This window comes from Pseudomonas sp. PA-5-4B (assembly GCF_021606215.1).
GTDB classification, from domain to species: domain Bacteria; phylum Pseudomonadota; class Gammaproteobacteria; order Pseudomonadales; family Pseudomonadaceae; genus Aquipseudomonas; species Aquipseudomonas edaphica.
Genome location: NZ_WKDB01000005.1, coordinates 119,477 through 139,414 on the forward strand (window position 1 = coordinate 119,477; position 19,938 = coordinate 139,414).

Below are 19,938 nucleotides of genomic sequence, written 5' to 3' on the forward strand. Positions count from 1 at the left end.
TTGCTATCACGAACAAGAAGGAAGACTGCAGTGAGCGCTGACTACCCACGCGACCTGATCGGTTACGGCAGTAACCCTCCTCACCCCCACTGGCCGGGCAAGGCACGCATTGCGCTGTCGTTCGTACTCAACTACGAAGAAGGCGGTGAGCGCAACATTTTGCACGGTGATAAAGAGTCCGAAGCCTTCCTCTCGGAAATGGTCTCGGCCCAGCCGCTGCAAGGCGCCCGCAACATGAGCATGGAGTCGCTGTACGAGTACGGCAGCCGTGCGGGTGTGTGGCGCATCCTCAAGCTGTTTAAAGAATTCGATATCCCGCTGACCATCTTCGCCGTCGCCATGGCCGCCCAGCGCCACCCGGATGTGATTCGCGCGATGGTCGAGGCCGGCCACGAGATCTGCAGCCACGGCTACCGCTGGATCGACTACCAGTACATGGACGAGGCCCAGGAGCGCGAGCACATGCTCGAAGCCATCCGCATCCTCACCGAACTGACCGGCGAGCGCCCATTGGGTTGGTACACCGGCCGCACTGGCCCCAATACGCGTCGGCTGGTGATGGAGGAAGGCGGTTTCCTGTACGACTGCGACACCTATGACGACGACCTGCCCTACTGGGAGCCGAACAACCCGACCGGCAAGCCGCATTTGGTGATCCCTTATACCCTGGACACCAACGACATGCGCTTCACCCAGGTGCAGGGTTTCAACAAGGGCGATGACTTTTTCGAGTACCTCAAGGACGCGTTCGACGTGTTGTATGCCGAAGGGGCCGAGGCGCCGAAGATGCTTTCCATCGGCCTGCACTGCCGCCTGATCGGCCGCCCTGCACGCCTGGCTTCGTTAAAACGGTTTATCGAATACGCCAAAGGCCATGAACAGGTGTGGTTCACCCGTCGCGTTGACATCGCCCGTCACTGGCACGAAACCCACCCGCACACGGGAGCGGCGAAATGACTGCGTTCCAGACCCTGAAGCCATCGACCCTGAGCCGCGATGAATTTGTCGCCGCTTTCGCCGATATCTACGAACACTCGCCATGGGTGGCCGAAAAGGCCTTCGACCTGGGCCAGGACAGCTCGGTCGACCAGATCGAAACCCTGCACCAGCGCATGAGCGATATCCTGTTAAGCGCCGATCATGCCAGCCAGCTGGCGCTGATCAACGCTCACCCGGACCTGGCCGGCAAAGCTGCCGTCCAGGGCCAACTGACCCAAGCCAGCACCGATGAGCAAGCTGGCGCGGGGATTCACCAATGCACGGCCGAAGAGTTCTCGCGCTTCACCGAGCTGAACGATGCCTACAAGGCCAAGTTCAAGTTTCCCTTCATCATGGCGGTAAAAGGCAGCAACCGGCATCAGATCCTCGCTGCGTTCGAAACGCGCATTCACAATTCGGCAGACGCCGAGTTCAAATGCGCGCTGGCCGAGATCAACAAGATCGCGTTGTTCCGTTTACTGACCCTCTAACAGACCATCCCCAGCCACTCTATCTAAGGCAGACAAGAAGAATGAAAGCTTACGCCGTACCTTTCGAAAAGTTCGTCAACCTGGCCGATGCCCGCCTGGGCACCAAGATCATCTCGGTGACCGATGACTGGTTCGCTGACGCCAACCGCCTGTTCCAGCCGACCCCGGCCGTGTGGAAGGAGGGCGTTTTCGATGACAACGGCAAGTGGATGGACGGCTGGGAGTCACGCCGCAAGCGCTTCGAAGGCTACGACAGCGCGGTGATCCGCCTCGGCGTACCCGGCTCGATCAAGGGCGTGGACATCGACACTTCATTCTTCACCGGCAACTTCCCGCCATCGGCCTCCCTGGAAGCCTGCTTCCTGGCCTCGGGCGAGCCGGACGCCAACACCCAGTGGGTGGAAGTGCTGTCGGCCGTGGAGCTGCAAGGCAACAGCCACCACTACCACGAGATCAACAACGACCAGGCGTTCAGCCACCTGCGTTTCAACATCTACCCGGACGGCGGTGTGGCCCGTCTGCGTGTGTACGGCGTGCCGTTCCGCGACTGGTCCTCGGTGGGCGACAACGAACAGGTCGACCTGGCAGCGGCCCTCAACGGCGGTCGCGCCCTGGCGTGCTCCGACGAACACTTCGGCCGCATGAGCAACATCCTCAACCCGGGCCGTGGCATCAACATGGGCGACGGCTGGGAAACCGCCCGTCGTCGTACGCCAGGCAATGACTGGGTGATCGTCGCCCTGGGCCACCCCGGCGAGATCGAGAAAATCGTGGTCGACACCCTGCACTTCAAGGGCAACTACCCGGACACTTGCTCGATCCAGGGCGCGTTCGTGAAGGGCGGCACCGACAGCCAGATCGAAACCCAATCGCTGTTCTGGCGCGAGCTGCTGCCGGCGCAGAAACTGGAAATGCACGCTGAACACACGTTTGCCGAGCAGATCAAGGCACTGGGGCCGATTACCCACATCCGCCTGAACGTGTTCCCGGATGGTGGTGTGAGCCGCCTGCGGGTCCTCGGTAAAGTCGCTAAATAAGCGGTGAGCCCATCGCAGGCAAGCCAGCTCCCACATTTGAATGTATTCACAGATCAAAATGTGGGAGCCGGGCTTGCCCGCGATAGCAATAGAACAAACAACACAGAATCCGGATAAGAAGACAGCCATGCGCACACTAGTGATCGAACCCCTGACCAAAGAAGCCTTCGCCCCTTTCGGAGACGTTATCGAAACCGATGGCAGCGATCACTTCATGATCAATAACGGGTCGACCATGCGCTTTCACAAGCTGGCCACGGTAGAAACCGCCCAGCCTGAAGACAACGCAATCATCAGCATCTTCCGCGCCGACGCGCAGGACATGCCGCTGACCGTGTGCATGCTGGAAAGACACCCGCTGGGCAGCCAGGCTTTCATCCCGCTGCTCGGCAACCCCTTTCTGATCGTGGTCGCGCCACTTGGCGATGAACCTGTATCGGGCTTGGTCCGCGCCTTCGTCACCAACGGCAGGCAGGGCATTAATTACCATCGCGGCGTCTGGCACCACCCGGTGCTGACGATCGAAAAGCGGGATGACTTCCTGGTGGTTGATCGCAGTGGCACAGGCAATAACTGCGATGAGCATTTTTTCAAAGAGGATGAGCGGTTGATCCTCGCCCCCCACCAATAAGAGAAGGTCTGATCACCCGACAACAAGGGTGACAGGCGAGAGGTAAAGACTGTGGAAGCACATTTGATGGAATGGCTGAACCTTAGCGTGCGCTGGGTTCACATGATCACTGGCGTCGCGTGGATCGGCGCTTCCTTCTATTTTGTCTGGCTGGAAAACAACCTTAATCGCGTCAACCCCAAAGACGGCCTGGCCGGTGACTTATGGGCGATTCACGGTGGCGGTATCTACCACCTGGAAAAATACAAACTGGCCCCGCCGACCATGCCGGACAACCTGCATTGGTTCAAATGGGAAGCCTATTTCACCTGGATGTCGGGCATCGCGCTGCTGTGCGTAGTGTTCTACGCCAACCCGACCTTGTACCTGCTGGCCCCGGGCAGCAGCCTCAGTGGCCCCGAAGGCGTACTGCTGGGCATTGGCTCACTGTTCGTCGGCTGGTTCATCTACTCCTTCCTGTGCGATTCGGCGCTGGGCAAACGCCCTGCCCTGCTCGGCTTTATCCTGTTTGTACTGTTGATTGCGGCCGCTTACGGCTTCAGCAAGGTCTTCAGCGGTCGCGGTGCCTACCTGCACGTAGGTGCGGTGATCGGCACCATCATGGTCGGTAACGTATTCCGCATCATCATGCCCGCCCAGCGCGCGCTGGTAGCGGCCATCGCCGAGAACCGCACACCTGACCCGGCGCTGCCGGCCAAGGGTCTGCTGCGTTCGCGTCACAACAACTACTTCACCTTGCCGGTGCTGTTCATCATGATCAGCAACCACTTCCCGAGCACCTACGGCAGCCAATACAACTGGCTGATCCTGGCGGGTATCGCGGTGGCAGCGGTGTTGGTGCGTCACTACTTCAACACACGGCATAACAGCCAGAAGTATGCGTGGACGTTGCCGGTGGGCGCATTGGCGATGATTTGCCTGGCGTATGTGACCGGTCCTAAACCTGTTTCGACTGCGCCTGACGTGGCCAAGGCACCCGCGGCCATCGAGTACCAGCCATTGCCGGAAACCGCATTGGGCGGTGGCTTGAAACCTGCTGCGCCAGCCGCACCCGCTGCAGAACCTGCTGCGGCACCGGCCCAGGCGACGATTGATTTCGACAAGGTGCATGGCGTGATCCAGGAACGCTGCGCCGTGTGCCATTCGGCCAAGCCCACCAGCCCGCTGTTCAGCACCGCACCGGCAGGCGTGATGTTCGATACCCCGGCGCAGATCCAGCAGCAGGCGGCGCGTATTCAAGCGCAGGCCGTGGCCAGCCAGATCATGCCGCTGGGCAACATCACCCAGATGACCCAGCAGGAACGGGATTTGATTGGCACCTGGATCAACCAGGGGGCACGCACTAACTGACAGCCTGAGTAACACAAATCCAAAATGTGGGAGCTGGCTTGCCTGCGATAGCGGTGCATCAGCCACCAGATGAGTTGCTGAGCCACCGCCATCGCAGGCAAGCCAGCTCCCACAGGGATTTGTGGTGATTTACAGAGTGCGTTCCAAACAACACAAAAATAAAAAAGATCCGAGGTGTTGCATGACCGAGTTAGTCGAACCGCAGATTCCCGCCGCACCCGCCATGGTGCGGCTGCCCCTCTTGCAACTGATTCTGGTAGGCCTGCAACACGTCTTGCTGATGTACGGCGGCGCCGTCGCCGTCCCCCTGATCATTGGCCAGGCCGCAGGCTTGAGCCGTGAAGAAATCGCCTTTCTGATCAACGCCGATCTGCTCGTGGCTGGCATTGCCACCATGGTGCAGTCATTCGGCATCGGCCCGGTGGGCATTCGCATGCCGGTGATGATGGGCGCCAGTTTCGCCGCCGTCGGCAGCATGGTGGCCATGGCCGGCATGCCTGGCATCGGCCTGCAGGGCATCTTCGGCGCGACCATCGCTGCCGGTTTTTTCGGCATGCTGATCGCGCCGTTCATGTCCAAGGTCGTGCGGTTTTTCCCGCCCTTGGTGACCGGCACCGTGATCACTGCCATCGGCCTGTCGCTGTTCCCCGTGGCCGTGAACTGGGCCGGTGGCGGCAGTGCCGCCGCCACCTTCGGCTCGCCGGTTTACCTGGCGATTGCCGCGCTGGTACTGGCCACCATCTTACTGATCAACCGTTTCATGCGCGGCTTCTGGGTAAATATCTCGGTGCTGATCGGCATGGCGCTCGGCTATGGCTTGTGCGGCCTGCTCGGCATGGTCGACCTCGGCGGCCTGTCCCAGGCACCGTGGGTGCAAGTGGTGACGCCACTGCATTTCGGCATGCCCAAGTTCGAGTTGGCACCGATCCTGTCGATGTGCCTGGTGGTGGTGATCATCTTCGTCGAGTCCACCGGGATGTTTCTTGCGCTGGGCAAAATCACCGGCCAGGAGGTCACGCCAAGGATGCTGCGCCGTGGCCTGTTGTGTGACGCTGGCGCCTCATTTTTCGCCGGTTTCTTCAATACGTTTACTCACTCCTCATTCGCCCAGAATATCGGCCTGGTGCAGATGACCGGCGTGCGTTGCCGCTCGGTGACGATCATGGCCGGGGCGTTCCTGATTGTGCTGAGCCTGCTGCCCAAAGCCGCCTTTTTGGTGGCATCGATTCCACCGGCAGTATTGGGCGGCGCCGCCATTGCCATGTTCGGCATGGTCGCGGCGACGGGCATCAAGATCCTGCAGGAGGCCGACATTGCCGACCGCCGCAACCAGTTGCTGGTGGCAGTCAGCATCGGCATGGGCCTGATCCCGGTGGTGCGCCCGGAATTCTTCGCGCAGTTGCCCCTGTGGATGAGCCCGATTACCCACAGTGGAATCGCCATGGCCACCCTCAGCGCCTTGTCGCTGAACATCCTGTTCAACATCCTCGGCGGTTCGGAACGCCCCGCGGTCGCCCACACGCATTGATTTGGCCTGTTAGCAAAAAACAACAAAAATAATAACCAACAGGAAATACCCACATGCACCCTATTCACCTGGGGCCGGCCACAAGCCGCGCCCCATTCTCGCCCCCTGCGCTCTCTAACAGCGCACTTGAGCCAAGGCCTGGGAGCCAGTATTCTCCGCGCCCGCTCGAATCGACTCAAAAAAAAACAGCGAATGTAAAAGCTGACTGCAGGGCCAACTTATCCTGGCCCAATGTCTGCGGCCAACGTGCAGAAAAAAACCTCCGGATTCGACTGCATCAAGTGCAGCCGAAGGCCTTTTATTGGCTTTTTAAACACCTTGGCGCAGCTCTTGCTAAAAGCATTAAAGCTGACCAAACAGACGATTTTTGCAGCGAACCAAAAGGCGCCACACCAGAGCGCCTGCGTAGAAAAACAACCATAAAACTTTGACTCGGGAGCAACCGAATGAAACCTATGTTCAAAGGCCTGATGCTGGCAGGATCCCTGCTGGCCGGCGGCCAAGCCGTGGCAGGCGATTTGTTGCAGTGGCAGAACAACAGCCTGACGTACCTGTGGGGCAAGAACTTCACCGTTAACCCGCAGATCCAGCAAACCGTCACCTTCGAGCACGCCGATGCGTGGAAGTACGGCGACAACTTCCTGTTCGTCGACCGCATCTTTTACAACGGCAAGGAAGACGGCAACGTCGGCCCAAGCACCTACTACGGCGAGTTCAGCCCACGGTTGTCGTTCGGCAAGATCTTCGACAAAGACCTCTCGTTCGGCCCGATCAAAGATGTGCTGCTGGCCTTCACTTACGAGTTCGGCGAAGGCGATAACGAGTCGTACCTGCTGGGCCCGGGCTTTGACCTGAACATCCCTGGCTTCGACTACTTCCAGTTGAACTTCTACCAGCGCCAGACCGAAGGCAACCGCCCGGGCGATGGCGTGTGGCAGATCACGCCGGTGTGGTCGTACACCATTCCCGTGGGCAACTCCAACGTGCTGATCGACGGCTTCATGGACTGGGTGGTGGACAACGACAGGAACGCCCGTGGCACTTACCACGCCAACCTGCACTTCAACCCACAGGTCAAGTACGACTTGGGCAAGGCGCTGCATTGGGGCGAGAAGCAGCTGTATGTCGGCTTCGAATATGACTACTGGAAGAACAAGTACGGGATCGAAGATTCCGGCGCGTTCAAGACTAACCAGGACACGGCGAGCTTCCTGGTCAAGTATCACTTCTGATTGAGCAACACCAATCCCCTGTGGGAGCTGGCTTGCCTGCGATAGCGATCTGTCAGCCAACATAGTTGGCACAGGAATACCGCTATCGCAGGCAAGCCAGCTCCCACATTTAGTTCACTGTCAGCCCAAGGAATTTGGACAATTCCTCGCGCTTGGCAAGTGCGTCCTTGCGCCCCAGCTCAATCAACTCGCTGCAATACCCCGCCTCGAACAACAAGTAACTCAACACCCCCGCCCCACTGGTCTTGGTCGCCCCCGGACCGCGCAGGAACAGACGCAACGCCGCCGGCAATTCCTGCCGATGCCGCGCCGCGATTTCATCGATCGGCTGGCTGGGCGCAATCACCAGCACCTCTACCGGCGCCAGCCCCGGCGCAACATGGCTGAATTGGTTCAGACGCTCCAACAGCTCAATATCGCTTTCCAGGCTGTCAATAAACGTGCTGTTAAGCATATGCCCACCAATCTGCGCCAAGGTCGGCTCCTGGCCAGTGTAAGTACGTTGCACCGAAGGTTCATTGCCACGCGGGTTGCCGCTCACGCCCACCACCAGCACCCGGCTGGCACCCAGGTGCAAGGCCGGGCTGATGGGCGCGGATTGGCGCACGGCACCGTCACCAAAATATTCCTGGTCGAGTTTGACCGGCGCAAACAGCAAGGGGATCGCGGAGCTGGCCAGCAAGTGCTCAACCGTCAGTTGGGTCGGCACACCGATGCGCCGATGGCGCAGCCAGGCATCGATCTTGCCGCCGCCCTGATAGAAGGTCACCGCTTGCCCGGACTCATAACCAAAGGCCGTGACCGCGACTGCATGCAGATGCTTGTTGCGGATCGCCTCATCAATGCCGTGCAGGTGCAGTTTGTCGTTGAGCAAGTCGCGCAACGGCGCACTGTTGAGCAACGCCACCGGCACCTGGGCACCCAGGCCCAACAGGCTATGGATAAAGAAACGGCTGGCCTGGTGCACCACGCCCGGCCAATCGCTGCGCAGCACCAGATGGCTGCGAAAGCCCTGCCAAAAGGCGGTAAGGCGTTGGATGGCCGCAGTGAAATCCGTGGCGCCACTGGCCAGGCTCACCGCATTGATCGCGCCGGCGGAGGTGCCGACAATCACCGGAAAAGGATTCGGCGCCCCCGGCGGCAGCAACTCGGCAATCGCCGCCAGTACGCCCACCTGATACGCCGCTCGCGCCCCGCCACCGGAAAGAATCAAGCCTGTGACCGGTTCAGCTGGGCGCATTGCGTCACTCCCTGGAAGAAAAGTAGCGGTTACCGGCGGCGCGGTTCGTACAGCTTAGCCTCGCCGGGCGGGCGGCTCTTGAAGCGCCGGTGCGTCCACAGGTACTGCTCGGGGCATTCGCGCACCGAGGCCTCGACCCACTGATTGATGCGCAGGCAGTCAACCTCGTCGCTCTCACCGGGGAAGTCGGTCAGCGGCGGGTGGATCACCAGGCGATAACCGCTGCCATCGGCCAGGCGCTCCTGGGTGAAGGGCATCACCAGCGCCTTGCCCAGCCGCGCAAACTTGCTGGTGGCGGTCACGGTAGCGGCCTGGATGCCGAACAGCGGAACAAAAATGCTTTGCTTGGCGCCGTAGTCCTGATCCGGCGCATACCAGATGGCGCGGCCCGAACGCAGCAGCTTGAGCATGCCGCGCACGTCGTCGCGCTCTACCGCCAGGGAATCGAGGTTGTGCCGCTCACGGCCACGGCGCTGAATGAAGTCGAACAGCGGGTTGCCATGCTCGCGGTACATGCCATCAATGGTGTGCTTCTGCCCGAGCAGGGCCGCGCCAATTTCCAGGGTGGTGAAGTGCAACGCCATCAGGATCACACCCTTGCCATCCAGATGCGCCTGCTTCAAATGCTCAAGCCCTTCGACATGGGCCAGGCGTGCCAGGCGCGATTTGGGCCACCACCAGCTCATGGCCATCTCGAAGAAGGCGATGCCGGTGGACGCGAAGTTTTCCTTGAGCAGCCGTTTACGCTCCTTGGCGGATTTTTCCGGGAAGCACAGCTCGAGGTTGCGCGCGGCGATGCGGCGGCGATCAGCAGCCACACGGTACATGCCGGCACCAAGTAATCGACCAATGGTCAGCAATGCACGGTAGGGCAACTGGGTAATCAGCCACAGCAGGCCGAGTCCCAGCCATAACAGCCAAAAGCGCGGGTGAAAAAATACAGCTCGAAAACGCGGGCGATCCATTACAGATTCCGGTAAAGACAAGGGCCGCGCATTCTACAACGTTCGACTCGGCTTGCGGCCCGTGGTTGTTATCGTTATAAGTCTCGACACTTTTCGTGACAAGCCGCTTTTGCCGACCATGAGCCAAACCGAACCGCTAGACCAAGATCCCGTGTTCCAGCTGAAAGGCAGCATGCTCGCCATCACCGTGCTGGAACTGGCCCGCAACGACCTCGACGCCCTGGACCGCCAGCTCGCCGCCAAGGTCGCCCTGGCGCCGAACTTCTTCAACAATGCCCCGCTGGTACTGGCCCTGGACAAACTCCCGGCCGGCCAAGGCGCGATTGATTTGCCCGGCTTGATGCGCGTCTGCCGCTCCCACGGTTTGCGCACCCTGGCCATACGCGCCAGCCGTATCGAAGACATTGCCGCGGCCATCGCAATTGAACTGCCCGTATTGCCACCCTCCGGTGCCCGCGAGCGCCCGCTCGAACCGCTGGAAGGTGAAGTGAAGAAAAAACCGGAAAAACCGCCGGAACCTGCGGTCAAGCCTACAAAGATCATCACCTCCCCCGTACGCGGCGGGCAGCAGATTTACGCCCAGGGTGGCGATCTGGTGGTGATCTCCTCGGTTAGCCCCGGGGCGGAACTTCTGGCCGATGGCAACATCCATGTATACGGCCCTATGCGCGGACGTGCCCTCGCCGGCATCAAGGGCGATACCAAGGCGCGGATTTTTTGCCAGCAGTTGAGCGCTGAGCTAGTGTCCATCGCAGGCCAGTACAAGGTTTCAGAAGATTTGCGCCGTGATCCGCTGTGGGGGGCCGGGGTGCAGGTCAGCCTGTCGGGCGATGTGTTGAACATCATCCGTCTTTAACGGATACTGCCGCATTTTCCAAGCATCTCTAGACTCTGATAGCAAAGCGAAACCGGCAAGACTTGTGTAGGAATAATTGGAAGTTGGCGTTTCCCTGCGGAAATCACATCTTTTTCCTACAAAGGCTGTCCGCCTGCAGCGAGTTCCAAGAGATGTTTTTCAGGGGCTGAAAAGTCCTTTTTCCTTAGGGGTGAAACACCTTGGCCAAGATTCTCGTGGTTACATCCGGCAAGGGTGGTGTGGGTAAGACCACCACCAGCGCCGCTATCGGTACCGGCCTCGCTCTGCGCGGCCACAAAACAGTCATCGTCGACTTCGACGTCGGTTTGCGTAACCTCGACCTGATCATGGGCTGCGAACGCCGCGTGGTGTACGACTTCGTCAACGTGGTGAACGGCGAAGCCAACCTGCAACAGGCCCTGATCAAGGACAAGCGCCTTGAGAACCTGTACGTGCTGGCCGCCAGCCAGACCCGCGACAAAGACGCGCTGACCAAAGAAGGCGTAGGCAAAGTCCTGGCCGAGCTTAAAGAAACCTTCGAATACGTGGTGTGCGACTCACCGGCCGGTATCGAAACCGGTGCTCACCTGGCGATGTACTTCGCCGATGAAGCCATCGTCGTCACCAACCCGGAAGTCTCCTCGGTACGTGACTCGGACCGCATGCTCGGCCTGTTGGCCAGCAAGTCCCAGCGTGCCGAAAAAGGTGAAGACCCGATCAAGGAGCACTTGCTGCTCACCCGTTACAACCCTGAGCGCGTCAGCAACGGCGAAATGCTCGGCGTTGAAGACGTGAAGGAAATCCTCGCAGTGACCCTGCTGGGCGTGATCCCCGAATCCCAGGCGGTCCTCAAGGCTTCCAACCAAGGTGTTCCGGTGATTCTTGACGACCAGAGCGACGCCGGCCAGGCGTACAGCGATGCAGTTGATCGCTTGCTGGGCAAGACCGTGGAACATCGCTTCCTCGATGTTAAGAAGAAGGGATTCTTCGAGCGTATCTTTGGAGGCAACTAAATAATGAAATTTCTCGACTTCTTTCGCGCCAACAAAAAGCCAAGTACCGCGTCGGTAGCGAAAGAGCGTCTACAGATCATCGTGGCGCACGAACGCGGCCAACGCAGTACCCCGGACTACCTGCCAGCCTTGCAGAAGGAACTGGTCGAGGTGATCCGCAAGTACGTCAATATCGGCAACGATGACGTGCATGTCGCCCTGGAAAACGACGGCAGTTGCTCGATTCTGGAACTCAATATCACCCTGCCTGATCGTTAATCGAAAAGGCGGCCGCCACGGCGGCTCGATCACCTTGATCCCGTTTGGGAACCGGGTGGCCGAGCCGCCGTTGGCGTTTGTTACGAGGCTGTTTAATGCCGCTGTCCACTATTCATATCCTGCATCAGGACGCCGCCGTCCTGGTGGTGAACAAGCCGACCCTGTTGCTCTCGGTGCCTGGCCGCGCCGATGACAACAAAGACTGCCTGATCACCCGCCTGCAGGAAAACGGCTACCCCGAAGCCCGTATCGTGCATCGCCTGGACTGGGAAACCTCGGGGATCATCCTGCTCGCGCGGGACGCCGACAGTCACCGCGAACTGTCGCGCCAGTTTCACGACCGCGAAACCGAAAAAGCCTACACCGCCTTGGCCTGGGGCCAGCCGGCGCTGGACAGCGGCAGCATTGACCTGCCTTTGCGCTACGACCCGCCGACCAAGCCGCGCCACGTAGTCGACTATGAGTTTGGCAAAAACGCACTGACCTTCTGGAAAGTGCTGGAGCGTTGTGGCGATTGGTGCCGCGTGGAACTCACGCCGATCACCGGGCGTTCGCACCAGTTGCGGGTGCATATGCTGTCGATCGGCCATCCGCTGCTCGGTGATGGCTTGTACGCCCATGAACAAGCCCTGGCCGCCTGGCCACGCCTGTGCCTGCATGCGAGCATGTTGAGCTTTACGCACCCGCAAAGCGGCGAGCGGCTGCGCTTTGAGTGCCCTGCACCTTTTTAAGCTGCAAATACAGTCAAATGTGGGAGCTGGCTTGCCTGCGATAGCGATCTGTCTGTGCCAAATATATTGGCTTACACACCGCTATCGCAGGCAAGCCAGCTCCCACATTGGCCTTGCAGGGTTTTCAAGCGAGTAGCTTCACTTCAAATGTGGAGCCAATACGGTAAACTCCGCGCATTGCTGTCTGGAGCTATTTATGCGCGAAGCGTTGAATCAAGGCCTGATCGACTTCCTCAAGGCCTCCCCTACTCCTTTTCATGCCACTGCCGCCCTCGCCCAGCGCCTGGAAGCGGCCGGTTACCAGCGTCTCGACGAGCGCGAAACCTGGGCCACCGAGGCCAACGGGCGCTATTACGTCACCCGTAACGATTCCTCGATCATCGCCTTCAAGCTCGGTAAGCACTCGCCGTTGCAAGACGGCATCCGCATGGTCGGCGCCCACACCGACAGCCCGTGCCTGCGGGTCAAGCCCCAGCCCGAGCTGCAACGCCAGAGCTTCTGGCAGTTGGGCGTGGAAGTCTATGGCGGCGCGCTGCTGGCACCATGGTTCGACCGCGACCTGTCGCTGGCCGGCCGCGTGACCTTCCGCCGCGACGGCAAGGTCGAGAGCCAACTGATCGACTTCAAGTTGCCGATTGCCATCATCCCCAACCTGGCCATCCACCTGAACCGTGAAGCCAACCAGGGCTGGGCGATCAATGCCCAGACCGAGCTGCCGCCGATCCTTGCGCAGTTTGCCGGTGACGAGCGTGTGGACTTCCGCGCCGTGCTCACTGAGCAGCTCGCCCGCGAACACGGCCTCAACGCTGATGTAGTACTCGACTACGAGTTGAGCTTCTACGATACGCAAAGCGCGGCGGTGATCGGCCTCAATGGCGACTTCATCGCCGGTGCGCGCCTCGACAACCTGCTGTCGTGCTACGCCGGCCTGCAAGCCTTGCTCACCAGCGAAAACGACGAAACCTGCGTGCTGGTGTGCAACGACCACGAAGAAGTCGGCTCCTGCTCGGCCTGCGGCGCGGATGGCCCGATGCTGGAACAGACCCTGCGCCGTCTTCTACCGGAAGGTGAGGAATTCGTACGCACCATTCAGAAATCACTGTTGGTCTCGGCAGACAATGCCCACGGCGTGCACCCTAACTACGCCGAGAAACACGACGCCAACCACGGCCCCAAACTCAACGCCGGCCCGGTGATCAAGGTCAACAGCAACCAGCGCTACGCCACCAACAGCGAAACCGCCGGGTTCTTCCGCCACCTGTGCATGGCCCAGGAAGTGCCGGTGCAGAGCTTTGTAGTGCGCAGCGACATGGGCTGCGGCTCGACCATCGGCCCGATCACCGCAAGCCACCTGGGCGTGCGCACCGTGGATATCGGCTTGCCGACGTTTGCCATGCACTCGATTCGTGAGCTGTGTGGCAGCCATGATCTGGCGCACCTGGTGAAGGTGTTGGGTGCGTTTTATGCGAGCCGCGATTTGCCCTGACCTCAGGGGCTGAATGCGGTCAAAACTGTGGGAGCGGGCTTGCTCGCGAAAGCGGAGTGTCAGTCAATTCATCTGTAACTGGCACACCGCATTCGCGAGCAAGCCCGCTCCCACAGTTGGTTTTGCATAAACCTGACCCATATCACTCCAACTTCCCACAATCCGGCCTAGACTTGTCAGTATTCCCACTCCGACAAGGCCGTCGCCCCATGATCTCCATGTCTTCGTTCCACGCCATGCTCATTCCCATCATCATCGGCATGATCCTGCTCGCGACCGGCTTCAACTTTCGCGACAAGCCGGTGGGTGTGTTTGGTATGTGGGTCGGTATGCTGTTGATCCTCGGCACTGTGGTTTACAAGATCCTTGCCAAACTGGCGGAATAACAAATGCACTCGCATTGGGCATAGCGGCCTCGTACACTCGGTCAATTCGTCGTTTTCAAGGTTGACCGCCTCGTGCTTTCCCGTCTCTTTGCCCTGCCCTGCTATTTTCTGATCGCCCTGCTCACGCTGCTGCCCCTTGCGCCAGCGCAAGCCGTGAGCCTGCCCGGCCTGCTGGGCAGCACCAACAAGACCCAGCCTCAGGCCGATGTGCCGCTGGGCCAGTCGCTGGACGAGGTGATCAAGACCCTGGAAAACGACCAGCAGCGCACCCAACTGCTGAGCGACCTGAAGAAGCTGCGCGAAGCCACGCAAAAAGCCCAGCCCGCTGCCGAACAAGGCGTGCTCGGCTTGATCGGCAGCACCCTGGCCGAGCTTGAAGCCCAGTTTTCCGGGGCCGACAGCCCGTTGGGGCGCTGGTCCAACGAGATCGACCTGGCCCAGGAAGAACTCACGGCACTGATGCTGCCGGCCACCGAATGGCTGCCGATCATTTTCGGTTTTGCCGTGATCCTGGCAGTGTGGAGCCTGCTGGCCGCCGCGCTGATCTGGCTCAGCCACCGTGTGCGTGAACGTTTCGGCCTGCCCGAAGAACTGCCGCAACACCCGCGTACCTGGGACATGGTGCGCTTCGCCCTGCGTAAACTGGGGCCGTGGCTGATTGCGTTGATCATCACGGTTTACCTCAGCTATGCACTGCCTTCGTCCCTGGGCAAATCCCTGGCGATGGTGCTGGCCTATGCGCTGGTGATCGGCACCTGTTTCTCGGCAATCTGCGTGATTGCCTTCTCGGTTCTCGACGGCCCACACCGTCACCGGGCCTTGTATATCCTGCGCCACCAGGCCTTCCGTCCGCTGTGGTGGATCGGCAGTTTTGCCGCCTTCGGTGAAGCCTTGAGCGACCCAAGGCTGGTTGCGGCGCTTGGCCAGCATCTGGCCCACACCGCCGCGACCGTCGCCAATGTGATGGCCGCGCTGTCCACCGGCGTGTTTATCCTGCGCTTCCGCCGCCCGATCGCGCACCTGATCCGCAACCAACCGCTGTCGCGCCGCCTTACACGCCGTGCCCTCACCGACACGCTCTCGATCATAGGCTCCTTCTGGTACATCCCGGCGTTGTTGCTGGTGGGCATCTCGCTGTTCGCCACCTTCCTGTCGGCCGGCGACACCAGCACCGCGCTGCGTCAATCGCTGCTGTGCACGGTATTGCTGGTGTTGTGCATGGTGATCAACGGGCTGGTGCGCCGCCATGCGCTCAAGCCGCAACGTGGGCATAAGCGCCACGCGCTGTACTCCGAGCGCCTGAAAAGCTTCGTCTACACCCTGGCCCATCTGGTGGTGTGGCTGGTGTTCATCGAGCTGGGCCTGCGCGTGTGGGGCTTGTCGATGATTCGCTTCACCGAAGGTGACGGCCATGAAGTCAGCGTCAAGCTGTTCGGCCTGGGCGGCACGCTGCTGTTTGCCTGGCTGATCTGGATCCTCAGCGACACCGCGATCCACCATGCCCTCACCCGCTCGCGCAAAGGCCTGGCCAATGCGCGTGCGCAGACCATGATGCCGCTGATCCGCAACGTGCTGTTCGTGACCATTTTTATCATCGCCGCCATCGTCGCCCTGGCGAACATGGGCATGAACGTCACGCCGCTGCTGGCCGGTGCCGGTGTGATCGGTATCGCCATCGGTTTTGGCGCACAGTCGCTGGTCGCGGACTTGATCACCGGCCTGTTCATCATCATCGAAGACTCCCTGGCGATTGATGACTACGTGGATGTCGGCGGCCACCTCGGCACTGTCGAAGGCCTGACCATCCGCACCGTCCGCCTGCGCGACATCGACGGCATCGTGCACACCATCCCGTTCAGTGAAATCAAGAGCATCAAGAACTACTCGCGGGAGTTCGGCTACGCGATCTTCCGGGTGGCGATCCCCTTCAACATGGAGATCGACGACGCCATCAAGCTGATGCGTGATGTCGGCCAGAAAATGCGCAACGACCCGCTGCAACGCCGCAACATCTGGTCGCCGCTGGAGATTCAAGGTGTGGAAAGCTTTGAGTCCGGCAGCGCGATCCTGCGGGCGCGCTTCAAGACTGCACCGATCAAGCAGTGGGAAGTGTCGCGGGCGTTCAACCTGTCACTCAAGCGTCATCTGGATGAAGCCGGGCTGGACCTGGCAACACCGCGCTTGAGCGTGCAGGTGGTGACCGCCGGTACGGTGCAGGAGAAAGATCAACAACAATAAACAAGGAGAGGTCTGTATGCGTTTAAACGGTCTGACACACCAATGGGTTTTCGGCATGCTGTGTGGGCTCGCCAGCAGCGCGGTGATTGCCGCCAGCAGCGGCCAGGATGCTGCCCGGGAAGAAATCGCCGCCCAGGCCAAAATCCTCGAACCGGCGTTGCTGCAAACCCGCCGCGATATTCACGCCCACCCCGAGTTGGGCAATACCGAAACCCGCACCGCCGAACTGGTCGCCAAACAACTGCGCGACCTGGGCCTTGACGTCAAAACCGGCGTGGCCCGCACCGGCGTGGTCGCCATCTTGAAAGGCGCGCTGCCCGGCCCGACCGTGGCCCTGCGTGCCGACATGGATGCGCTGCCGGTCAAGGAAGTCGCCGACCTGCCCTTCGCCTCCAAAGCCAAAGGCAGTTACCTGGGCAAGGAAGTCGACGTGATGCACGCCTGCGGCCACGATGCTCACACCGCCATTTTGCTGAGCACCGCAAAAATCCTCAGCGGCATGCGTGAGCGCCTGCCTGGCACCGTGGTGTTTTATTTCCAGCCGGCCGAAGAAGGCCCGAGCGACTTTATCCCCGACGGCAAAAACACCTGGGGCGCGAAAATGATGGTGCAGGAAGGTGTGATGAAAGCGCCCAAGCCGGACGCGGTGTTCGGCCTGCATGTCTGGGCCGGTGTGCCTGCCGGGCAGATCGCCTATCGGCCTGGCCCGACCCTGGCCAGCTCCGATGACCTGCGCATCAAGATCCTCGGCAAACAGACCCACGCCGGCCGCCCGTGGGACGGCATCGACCCGATCACCGTCGGCGCGCAGACCATTGTCGGTTTGCAGACCGTGGTGAGTCGGCGCACCGACATCTCGTCGTTTCCGTCGGTGGTGAGCATCGGCACCATCAACGGCGGCACCCGCTACAACATCATCCCCGAGTCGGTGGACATGAGCGGCACCATCCGTTCCTACGACTACGGTATTCGCCAGAAACTGCACGCGGACGTGCGCCAGACGGTGGAGAAAATCGCCGAAAGCGGTGGCGCCAAGGCCGAAGTCACGATCATCGAAAAATACGACCCGACCATCAACAACCCGGCACTCACCGAAAAAATGCTGCCAAGCCTGCGTTGGGCGGCCAAGGATGATGTGGTGCAAGGCCCACTGGTGGGCGGCGCCGAGGACTTCTCGTTTTACGCCAAGGAAGCGCCGGGGTTGTTTGTGTTTCTGGGGGTGACGCCGAGGGATCAGGACATGAGCAAAGCGGCGCCGAACCATAATCCGGGGTTCTTTGTGGATGAGTCGGCGTTGGTGGTGGGGGTGCGGACGCTGGCGTCGTTGGCGACGGATTATCTGTATACCAACACAAAGCAGTAGCGAAGCGCTTACTGTGGCGAGCGAGCTTGCTCCCTCGCCACAGTAAGCCCGCTCACAGTGCTCCGACGCATCAGTTGGCCAGCGCAGCGCCATCCATCTTCTGGCGCAGGCTCAACGGGCGCATGTCAGTCCAGACTTCCTCAATGTAAGCCAGGCATTCTTTCTTCAGGCCGCTCTTGCCCACGGTGCGCCAGCCTTCGGGCACCACTTTGTAGTCGGGCCAGATGGAATACTGTTCTTCGTGGTTGACCACTACCTGAAACAGGATGTCGTCGCGGTCAAATACTGAGGTCATTGCTGTTCTCCATCGCTAAAAAACTGGCTGCGCACCACGCGCAGCACTGATATCTGTAGAAACGTACCAGGCCCGCTAAAAATTAGAGGCTGGCGACGGCTGCCACCAGCGCACGCCCGAAGATCTCGGCCACGCGGTCGACTTCGGCGGCGGTGATCACCAGCGGCGGCAGGAAGCGCACCACGCTGCCGTGCCGGCCGCCCAGCTCCAGGATCAGGCCACGCTTGAGGCATTCGCGCTGCACCAGCGGTGCCAGTTGGCGATGCACCGGCGGGTGGCCCTGGATATCGGGCGTGCCGTTGGGGTCGACCAGCTCAACGCCCAGCATCAGCCCACGCCCACGAATATCGCCCAGGTGCGGGAAGTCGCGCTGCAGGATGCGCAGGTGCTCAGCCAGGCGCTCGCCCATGGCCGCCGCATGGCCGGCCAGGTCGTGTTCCTTGAGGTAGCGCATCACCGCCGAGCCCGCCGCCATCGCCATTTGATTACCCCGGAACGTTCCGGCATGCGCGCCCGGCAACCAGGTGTCGAGCCAGTCGCGATACACCACCACCGCCAGCGGCAAGCTGCCGCCAATGGCCTTGGACATCACCACAACATCCGGGATGATGCCGGCGTGTTCAAAGGCAAACATCTTGCCGGTACGACCGAAACCGCTCTGGATTTCATCCACGATCAAGGCCACACCGGCCTGCTCGGTGATGCGTCGCAGGCCGCGCAACCAGTCGAGATCGGCCGGGATCACACCGCCCTCGCCCTGCACCACCTCGACAATCACCGCCGCCGGCAACAGCACGCCGGCTTCCGGGTCGTTGAGCAGGTTTTCCAGGTAATGCAGGTTGACCCGCACGCCTTCTGCGCCGCCCAGCCCGAATGGGCAGCGGTAGTCATAGGGGTACGGCAAGAATTGCACGCCATTACCCAGCAGAGCGCCCAAGGGCTTTTTCGGCCCCAGGCTGCCCATCAGGCTCAGCGCGCCCTGGCTCATGCCGTGGTAACCGCCCTGGAACGACAGCACCGTGCTGCGACCCGTGGCAGTGCGCACCAGCTTCAGCGCGGCTTCCACCGCGTCAGTGCCGGTGGGGCCGCAAAACTGGATTTTCGCTTCTTGCGCAAGCTTTGCCGGCAGCAGGCCGAACAGGTCTTGGACGAACTGGTCCTTGACCGGCGTAGTGAGGTCGAGCGTATGCAGTGGCAGCTCGTCACTCAGCACCTGCTGGATGGCTGCGATCACCACCGGGTGGTTGTGGCCCAATGCCAAGGTGCCAGCACCGGCTAGGCAGTCGATAAAGCTACGGCCTTCGACGTCTTCCACATAGATGCCCTTGGCCCGCTTGAGCGCCAGCGGGATACGCCGAGGGTAGCTGCGGGCGTTGGACTCTTGCTGACGCTGGCGGGCCAGCAGTGGGGTTTCTTCGAAGTGGTAGAGCGTTTCCACCGGTGGTGCGTCTTCGATACGGCTGGTAGCGACTGACATCTCTCGATCCCTCAATACGCGGGTGGGGTGACCAAACGGGCGATCCGCGTATGTGCGGATTTCATGTTCTGGAGACGCACCAGCGCTGGGGGGATTTAGGGGGGTTGTGGTTTTTTGATGGGGGGCATATCCGTTTTTTAGGTAACGGCGGCCTAGGGTTCCGCCCTTACGGCGGGTCACTTTTGCAAGGACCGGAATGCCGGCCCAGTCAAAAGTAACCAAAAGGTCCTCGCCCCAACACTCGGTGCCTCGCTATGGCTCGGCATGCCCGCAATCCGACAGTGATTTGGGGGGCCGCCGCGATGGGCCATCCTTGGCCCAGCGCGGCTAAACCGGCATCCCTGCCGGTTTACCCCCCAAATCCCTGTCAGATTCCGGCCATC

Annotated in this window: 20 protein-coding genes; 16 read left to right on the plus strand and 4 right to left on the minus strand. The window is 60.7% G+C overall.

Annotated elements, in window-relative coordinates:
• Positions 1–30 precede the first annotated feature (30 nt).
• The 8 genes from puuE to GIW28_RS04655 all read left to right on the plus strand — a co-directional run bounded on the left by puuE (position 31) and on the right by GIW28_RS04655 (position 7,247).
• Entirely contained in the window at positions 31–957 is a 927-nt protein-coding gene (gene puuE, locus GIW28_RS04620; protein WP_056861105.1) for an allantoinase PuuE, read from the plus strand.
• The gene (uraD, locus tag GIW28_RS04625) at positions 954–1,469 is read left to right on the plus strand and encodes a 2-oxo-4-hydroxy-4-carboxy-5-ureidoimidazoline decarboxylase (protein WP_017137847.1); all 516 of its coding nucleotides are present in this window, start codon (positions 954–956) and stop codon (positions 1,467–1,469) included. The genes puuE and uraD overlap by 4 nt, the downstream gene beginning before the upstream one ends.
• A gap of 41 nt (positions 1,470–1,510) precedes the next feature.
• A complete protein-coding gene (gene alc / locus GIW28_RS04630; protein WP_017137848.1) occupies positions 1,511–2,506 on the plus strand; it encodes an allantoicase in 996 nt (331 codons plus the stop codon).
• Positions 2,507–2,633: 127 nt separating this feature from the next.
• Complete coding sequence (locus tag GIW28_RS04635; protein WP_056861103.1) at positions 2,634–3,137, plus strand: ureidoglycolate lyase; 504 nt, start codon at positions 2,634–2,636, stop codon at positions 3,135–3,137.
• A gap of 51 nt (positions 3,138–3,188) precedes the next feature.
• A complete protein-coding gene (locus GIW28_RS04640) occupies positions 3,189–4,487 on the plus strand; it encodes a urate hydroxylase PuuD (RefSeq protein ID WP_017137850.1) in 1,299 nt (432 codons plus the stop codon).
• A 181-nt stretch (positions 4,488–4,668) separates the two neighbouring features.
• Positions 4,669–6,015 (plus strand): nucleobase:cation symporter-2 family protein, encoded by a 1,347-nt coding sequence (locus GIW28_RS04645; RefSeq protein ID WP_099548910.1) that lies wholly within the window; start codon positions 4,669–4,671, stop codon positions 6,013–6,015.
• 53 nt (positions 6,016–6,068) lie between these two features.
• Complete coding sequence (locus GIW28_RS04650; RefSeq protein WP_157786505.1) at positions 6,069–6,446, plus strand: hypothetical protein; 378 nt, start codon at positions 6,069–6,071, stop codon at positions 6,444–6,446.
• A 15-nt stretch (positions 6,447–6,461) separates the two neighbouring features.
• Positions 6,462–7,247 (plus strand): outer membrane protein OmpK, encoded by a 786-nt coding sequence (locus GIW28_RS04655; protein ID WP_017137852.1) that lies wholly within the window; start codon positions 6,462–6,464, stop codon positions 7,245–7,247.
• A 109-nt stretch (positions 7,248–7,356) separates the two neighbouring features.
• Here the strand turns inward: GIW28_RS04655 and GIW28_RS04660 are convergent, their stop codons facing one another.
• Positions 7,357–8,487 carry a patatin-like phospholipase family protein gene (locus GIW28_RS04660; protein WP_017137853.1) on the minus strand — a complete coding sequence of 377 codons (1,131 nt, stop codon included), beginning with the start codon at positions 8,485–8,487 and terminating at the stop codon, positions 7,357–7,359.
• 29 nt (positions 8,488–8,516) lie between these two features.
• Positions 8,517–9,452 (minus strand): lipid A biosynthesis lauroyl acyltransferase, encoded by a 936-nt coding sequence (locus GIW28_RS04665; RefSeq protein WP_017137854.1) that lies wholly within the window; start codon positions 9,450–9,452, stop codon positions 8,517–8,519.
• Between the two features lie 118 nt (positions 9,453–9,570).
• Between GIW28_RS04665 and minC the strand changes: the two genes are divergently transcribed.
• From minC to GIW28_RS04705, 8 genes are all read left to right on the plus strand, one after another.
• Positions 9,571–10,308 carry a septum site-determining protein MinC gene (gene minC / locus GIW28_RS04670; protein WP_017137855.1) on the plus strand — a complete coding sequence of 246 codons (738 nt, stop codon included), beginning with the start codon at positions 9,571–9,573 and terminating at the stop codon, positions 10,306–10,308.
• A gap of 200 nt (positions 10,309–10,508) precedes the next feature.
• Positions 10,509–11,321 (plus strand): septum site-determining protein MinD, encoded by an 813-nt coding sequence (gene minD, locus GIW28_RS04675; protein ID WP_003209098.1) that lies wholly within the window; start codon positions 10,509–10,511, stop codon positions 11,319–11,321.
• Between the two features lie 3 nt (positions 11,322–11,324).
• Positions 11,325–11,579, plus strand: a complete 255-nt coding sequence (minE, locus tag GIW28_RS04680; protein WP_003175252.1) for a cell division topological specificity factor MinE — start codon at positions 11,325–11,327, stop codon at positions 11,577–11,579.
• Between the two features lie 95 nt (positions 11,580–11,674).
• Complete coding sequence (locus tag GIW28_RS04685; protein ID WP_017137856.1) at positions 11,675–12,310, plus strand: pseudouridine synthase; 636 nt, start codon at positions 11,675–11,677, stop codon at positions 12,308–12,310.
• A gap of 196 nt (positions 12,311–12,506) precedes the next feature.
• The gene (locus GIW28_RS04690; protein ID WP_236447785.1) at positions 12,507–13,796 is read left to right on the plus strand and encodes a M18 family aminopeptidase; all 1,290 of its coding nucleotides are present in this window, start codon (positions 12,507–12,509) and stop codon (positions 13,794–13,796) included.
• A gap of 209 nt (positions 13,797–14,005) precedes the next feature.
• A complete protein-coding gene (locus tag GIW28_RS04695; protein WP_017137858.1) occupies positions 14,006–14,182 on the plus strand; it encodes a hypothetical protein in 177 nt (58 codons plus the stop codon).
• A gap of 72 nt (positions 14,183–14,254) precedes the next feature.
• Positions 14,255–16,420: a mechanosensitive ion channel family protein gene (locus tag GIW28_RS04700; protein ID WP_017137859.1), complete on the plus strand. Its 2,166-nt coding sequence runs from the start codon at positions 14,255–14,257 to the stop codon at positions 16,418–16,420.
• Between the two features lie 16 nt (positions 16,421–16,436).
• Positions 16,437–17,783 carry an amidohydrolase gene (locus GIW28_RS04705; RefSeq protein ID WP_236458930.1) on the plus strand — a complete coding sequence of 449 codons (1,347 nt, stop codon included), beginning with the start codon at positions 16,437–16,439 and terminating at the stop codon, positions 17,781–17,783.
• Between the two features lie 70 nt (positions 17,784–17,853).
• Here the strand turns inward: GIW28_RS04705 and GIW28_RS04710 are convergent, their stop codons facing one another.
• Positions 17,854–18,078 (minus strand): MbtH family protein, encoded by a 225-nt coding sequence (locus GIW28_RS04710; protein ID WP_099548906.1) that lies wholly within the window; start codon positions 18,076–18,078, stop codon positions 17,854–17,856.
• A gap of 82 nt (positions 18,079–18,160) precedes the next feature.
• A complete protein-coding gene (locus GIW28_RS04715) occupies positions 18,161–19,555 on the minus strand; it encodes an aspartate aminotransferase family protein (protein ID WP_017137861.1) in 1,395 nt (464 codons plus the stop codon).
• Between the last annotated feature and the right edge of the window lie 383 nt (positions 19,556–19,938).

Coding starts and splice junctions, on each gene's coding strand:
- uraD (WP_017137847.1), top strand. CDS start 954: ATGACTGCGTTCCAGACCCTGAAGCCATCGACCCTGAGCCGCGATGAA.
- alc (WP_017137848.1), top strand. CDS start 1,511: ATGAAAGCTTACGCCGTACCTTTCGAAAAGTTCGTCAACCTGGCCGAT.
- GIW28_RS04635 (WP_056861103.1), top strand. CDS start 2,634: ATGCGCACACTAGTGATCGAACCCCTGACCAAAGAAGCCTTCGCCCCT.
- GIW28_RS04645 (WP_099548910.1), top strand. CDS start 4,669: ATGACCGAGTTAGTCGAACCGCAGATTCCCGCCGCACCCGCCATGGTG.
- GIW28_RS04650 (WP_157786505.1), top strand. CDS start 6,069: ATGCACCCTATTCACCTGGGGCCGGCCACAAGCCGCGCCCCATTCTCG.
- GIW28_RS04655 (WP_017137852.1), top strand. CDS start 6,462: ATGAAACCTATGTTCAAAGGCCTGATGCTGGCAGGATCCCTGCTGGCC.
- GIW28_RS04660 (WP_017137853.1), bottom strand. CDS start 8,487: ATGCGCCCAGCTGAACCGGTCACAGGCTTGATTCTTTCCGGTGGCGGG.
- GIW28_RS04665 (WP_017137854.1), bottom strand. CDS start 9,452: ATGGATCGCCCGCGTTTTCGAGCTGTATTTTTTCACCCGCGCTTTTGG.
- minC (WP_017137855.1), top strand. CDS start 9,571: ATGAGCCAAACCGAACCGCTAGACCAAGATCCCGTGTTCCAGCTGAAA.
- minE (WP_003175252.1), top strand. CDS start 11,325: ATGAAATTTCTCGACTTCTTTCGCGCCAACAAAAAGCCAAGTACCGCG.
- GIW28_RS04685 (WP_017137856.1), top strand. CDS start 11,675: ATGCCGCTGTCCACTATTCATATCCTGCATCAGGACGCCGCCGTCCTG.
- GIW28_RS04690 (WP_236447785.1), top strand. CDS start 12,507: ATGCGCGAAGCGTTGAATCAAGGCCTGATCGACTTCCTCAAGGCCTCC.
- GIW28_RS04695 (WP_017137858.1), top strand. CDS start 14,006: ATGATCTCCATGTCTTCGTTCCACGCCATGCTCATTCCCATCATCATC.
- GIW28_RS04705 (WP_236458930.1), top strand. CDS start 16,437: ATGCGTTTAAACGGTCTGACACACCAATGGGTTTTCGGCATGCTGTGT.
- GIW28_RS04710 (WP_099548906.1), bottom strand. CDS start 18,078: ATGACCTCAGTATTTGACCGCGACGACATCCTGTTTCAGGTAGTGGTC.
- GIW28_RS04715 (WP_017137861.1), bottom strand. CDS start 19,555: ATGTCAGTCGCTACCAGCCGTATCGAAGACGCACCACCGGTGGAAACG.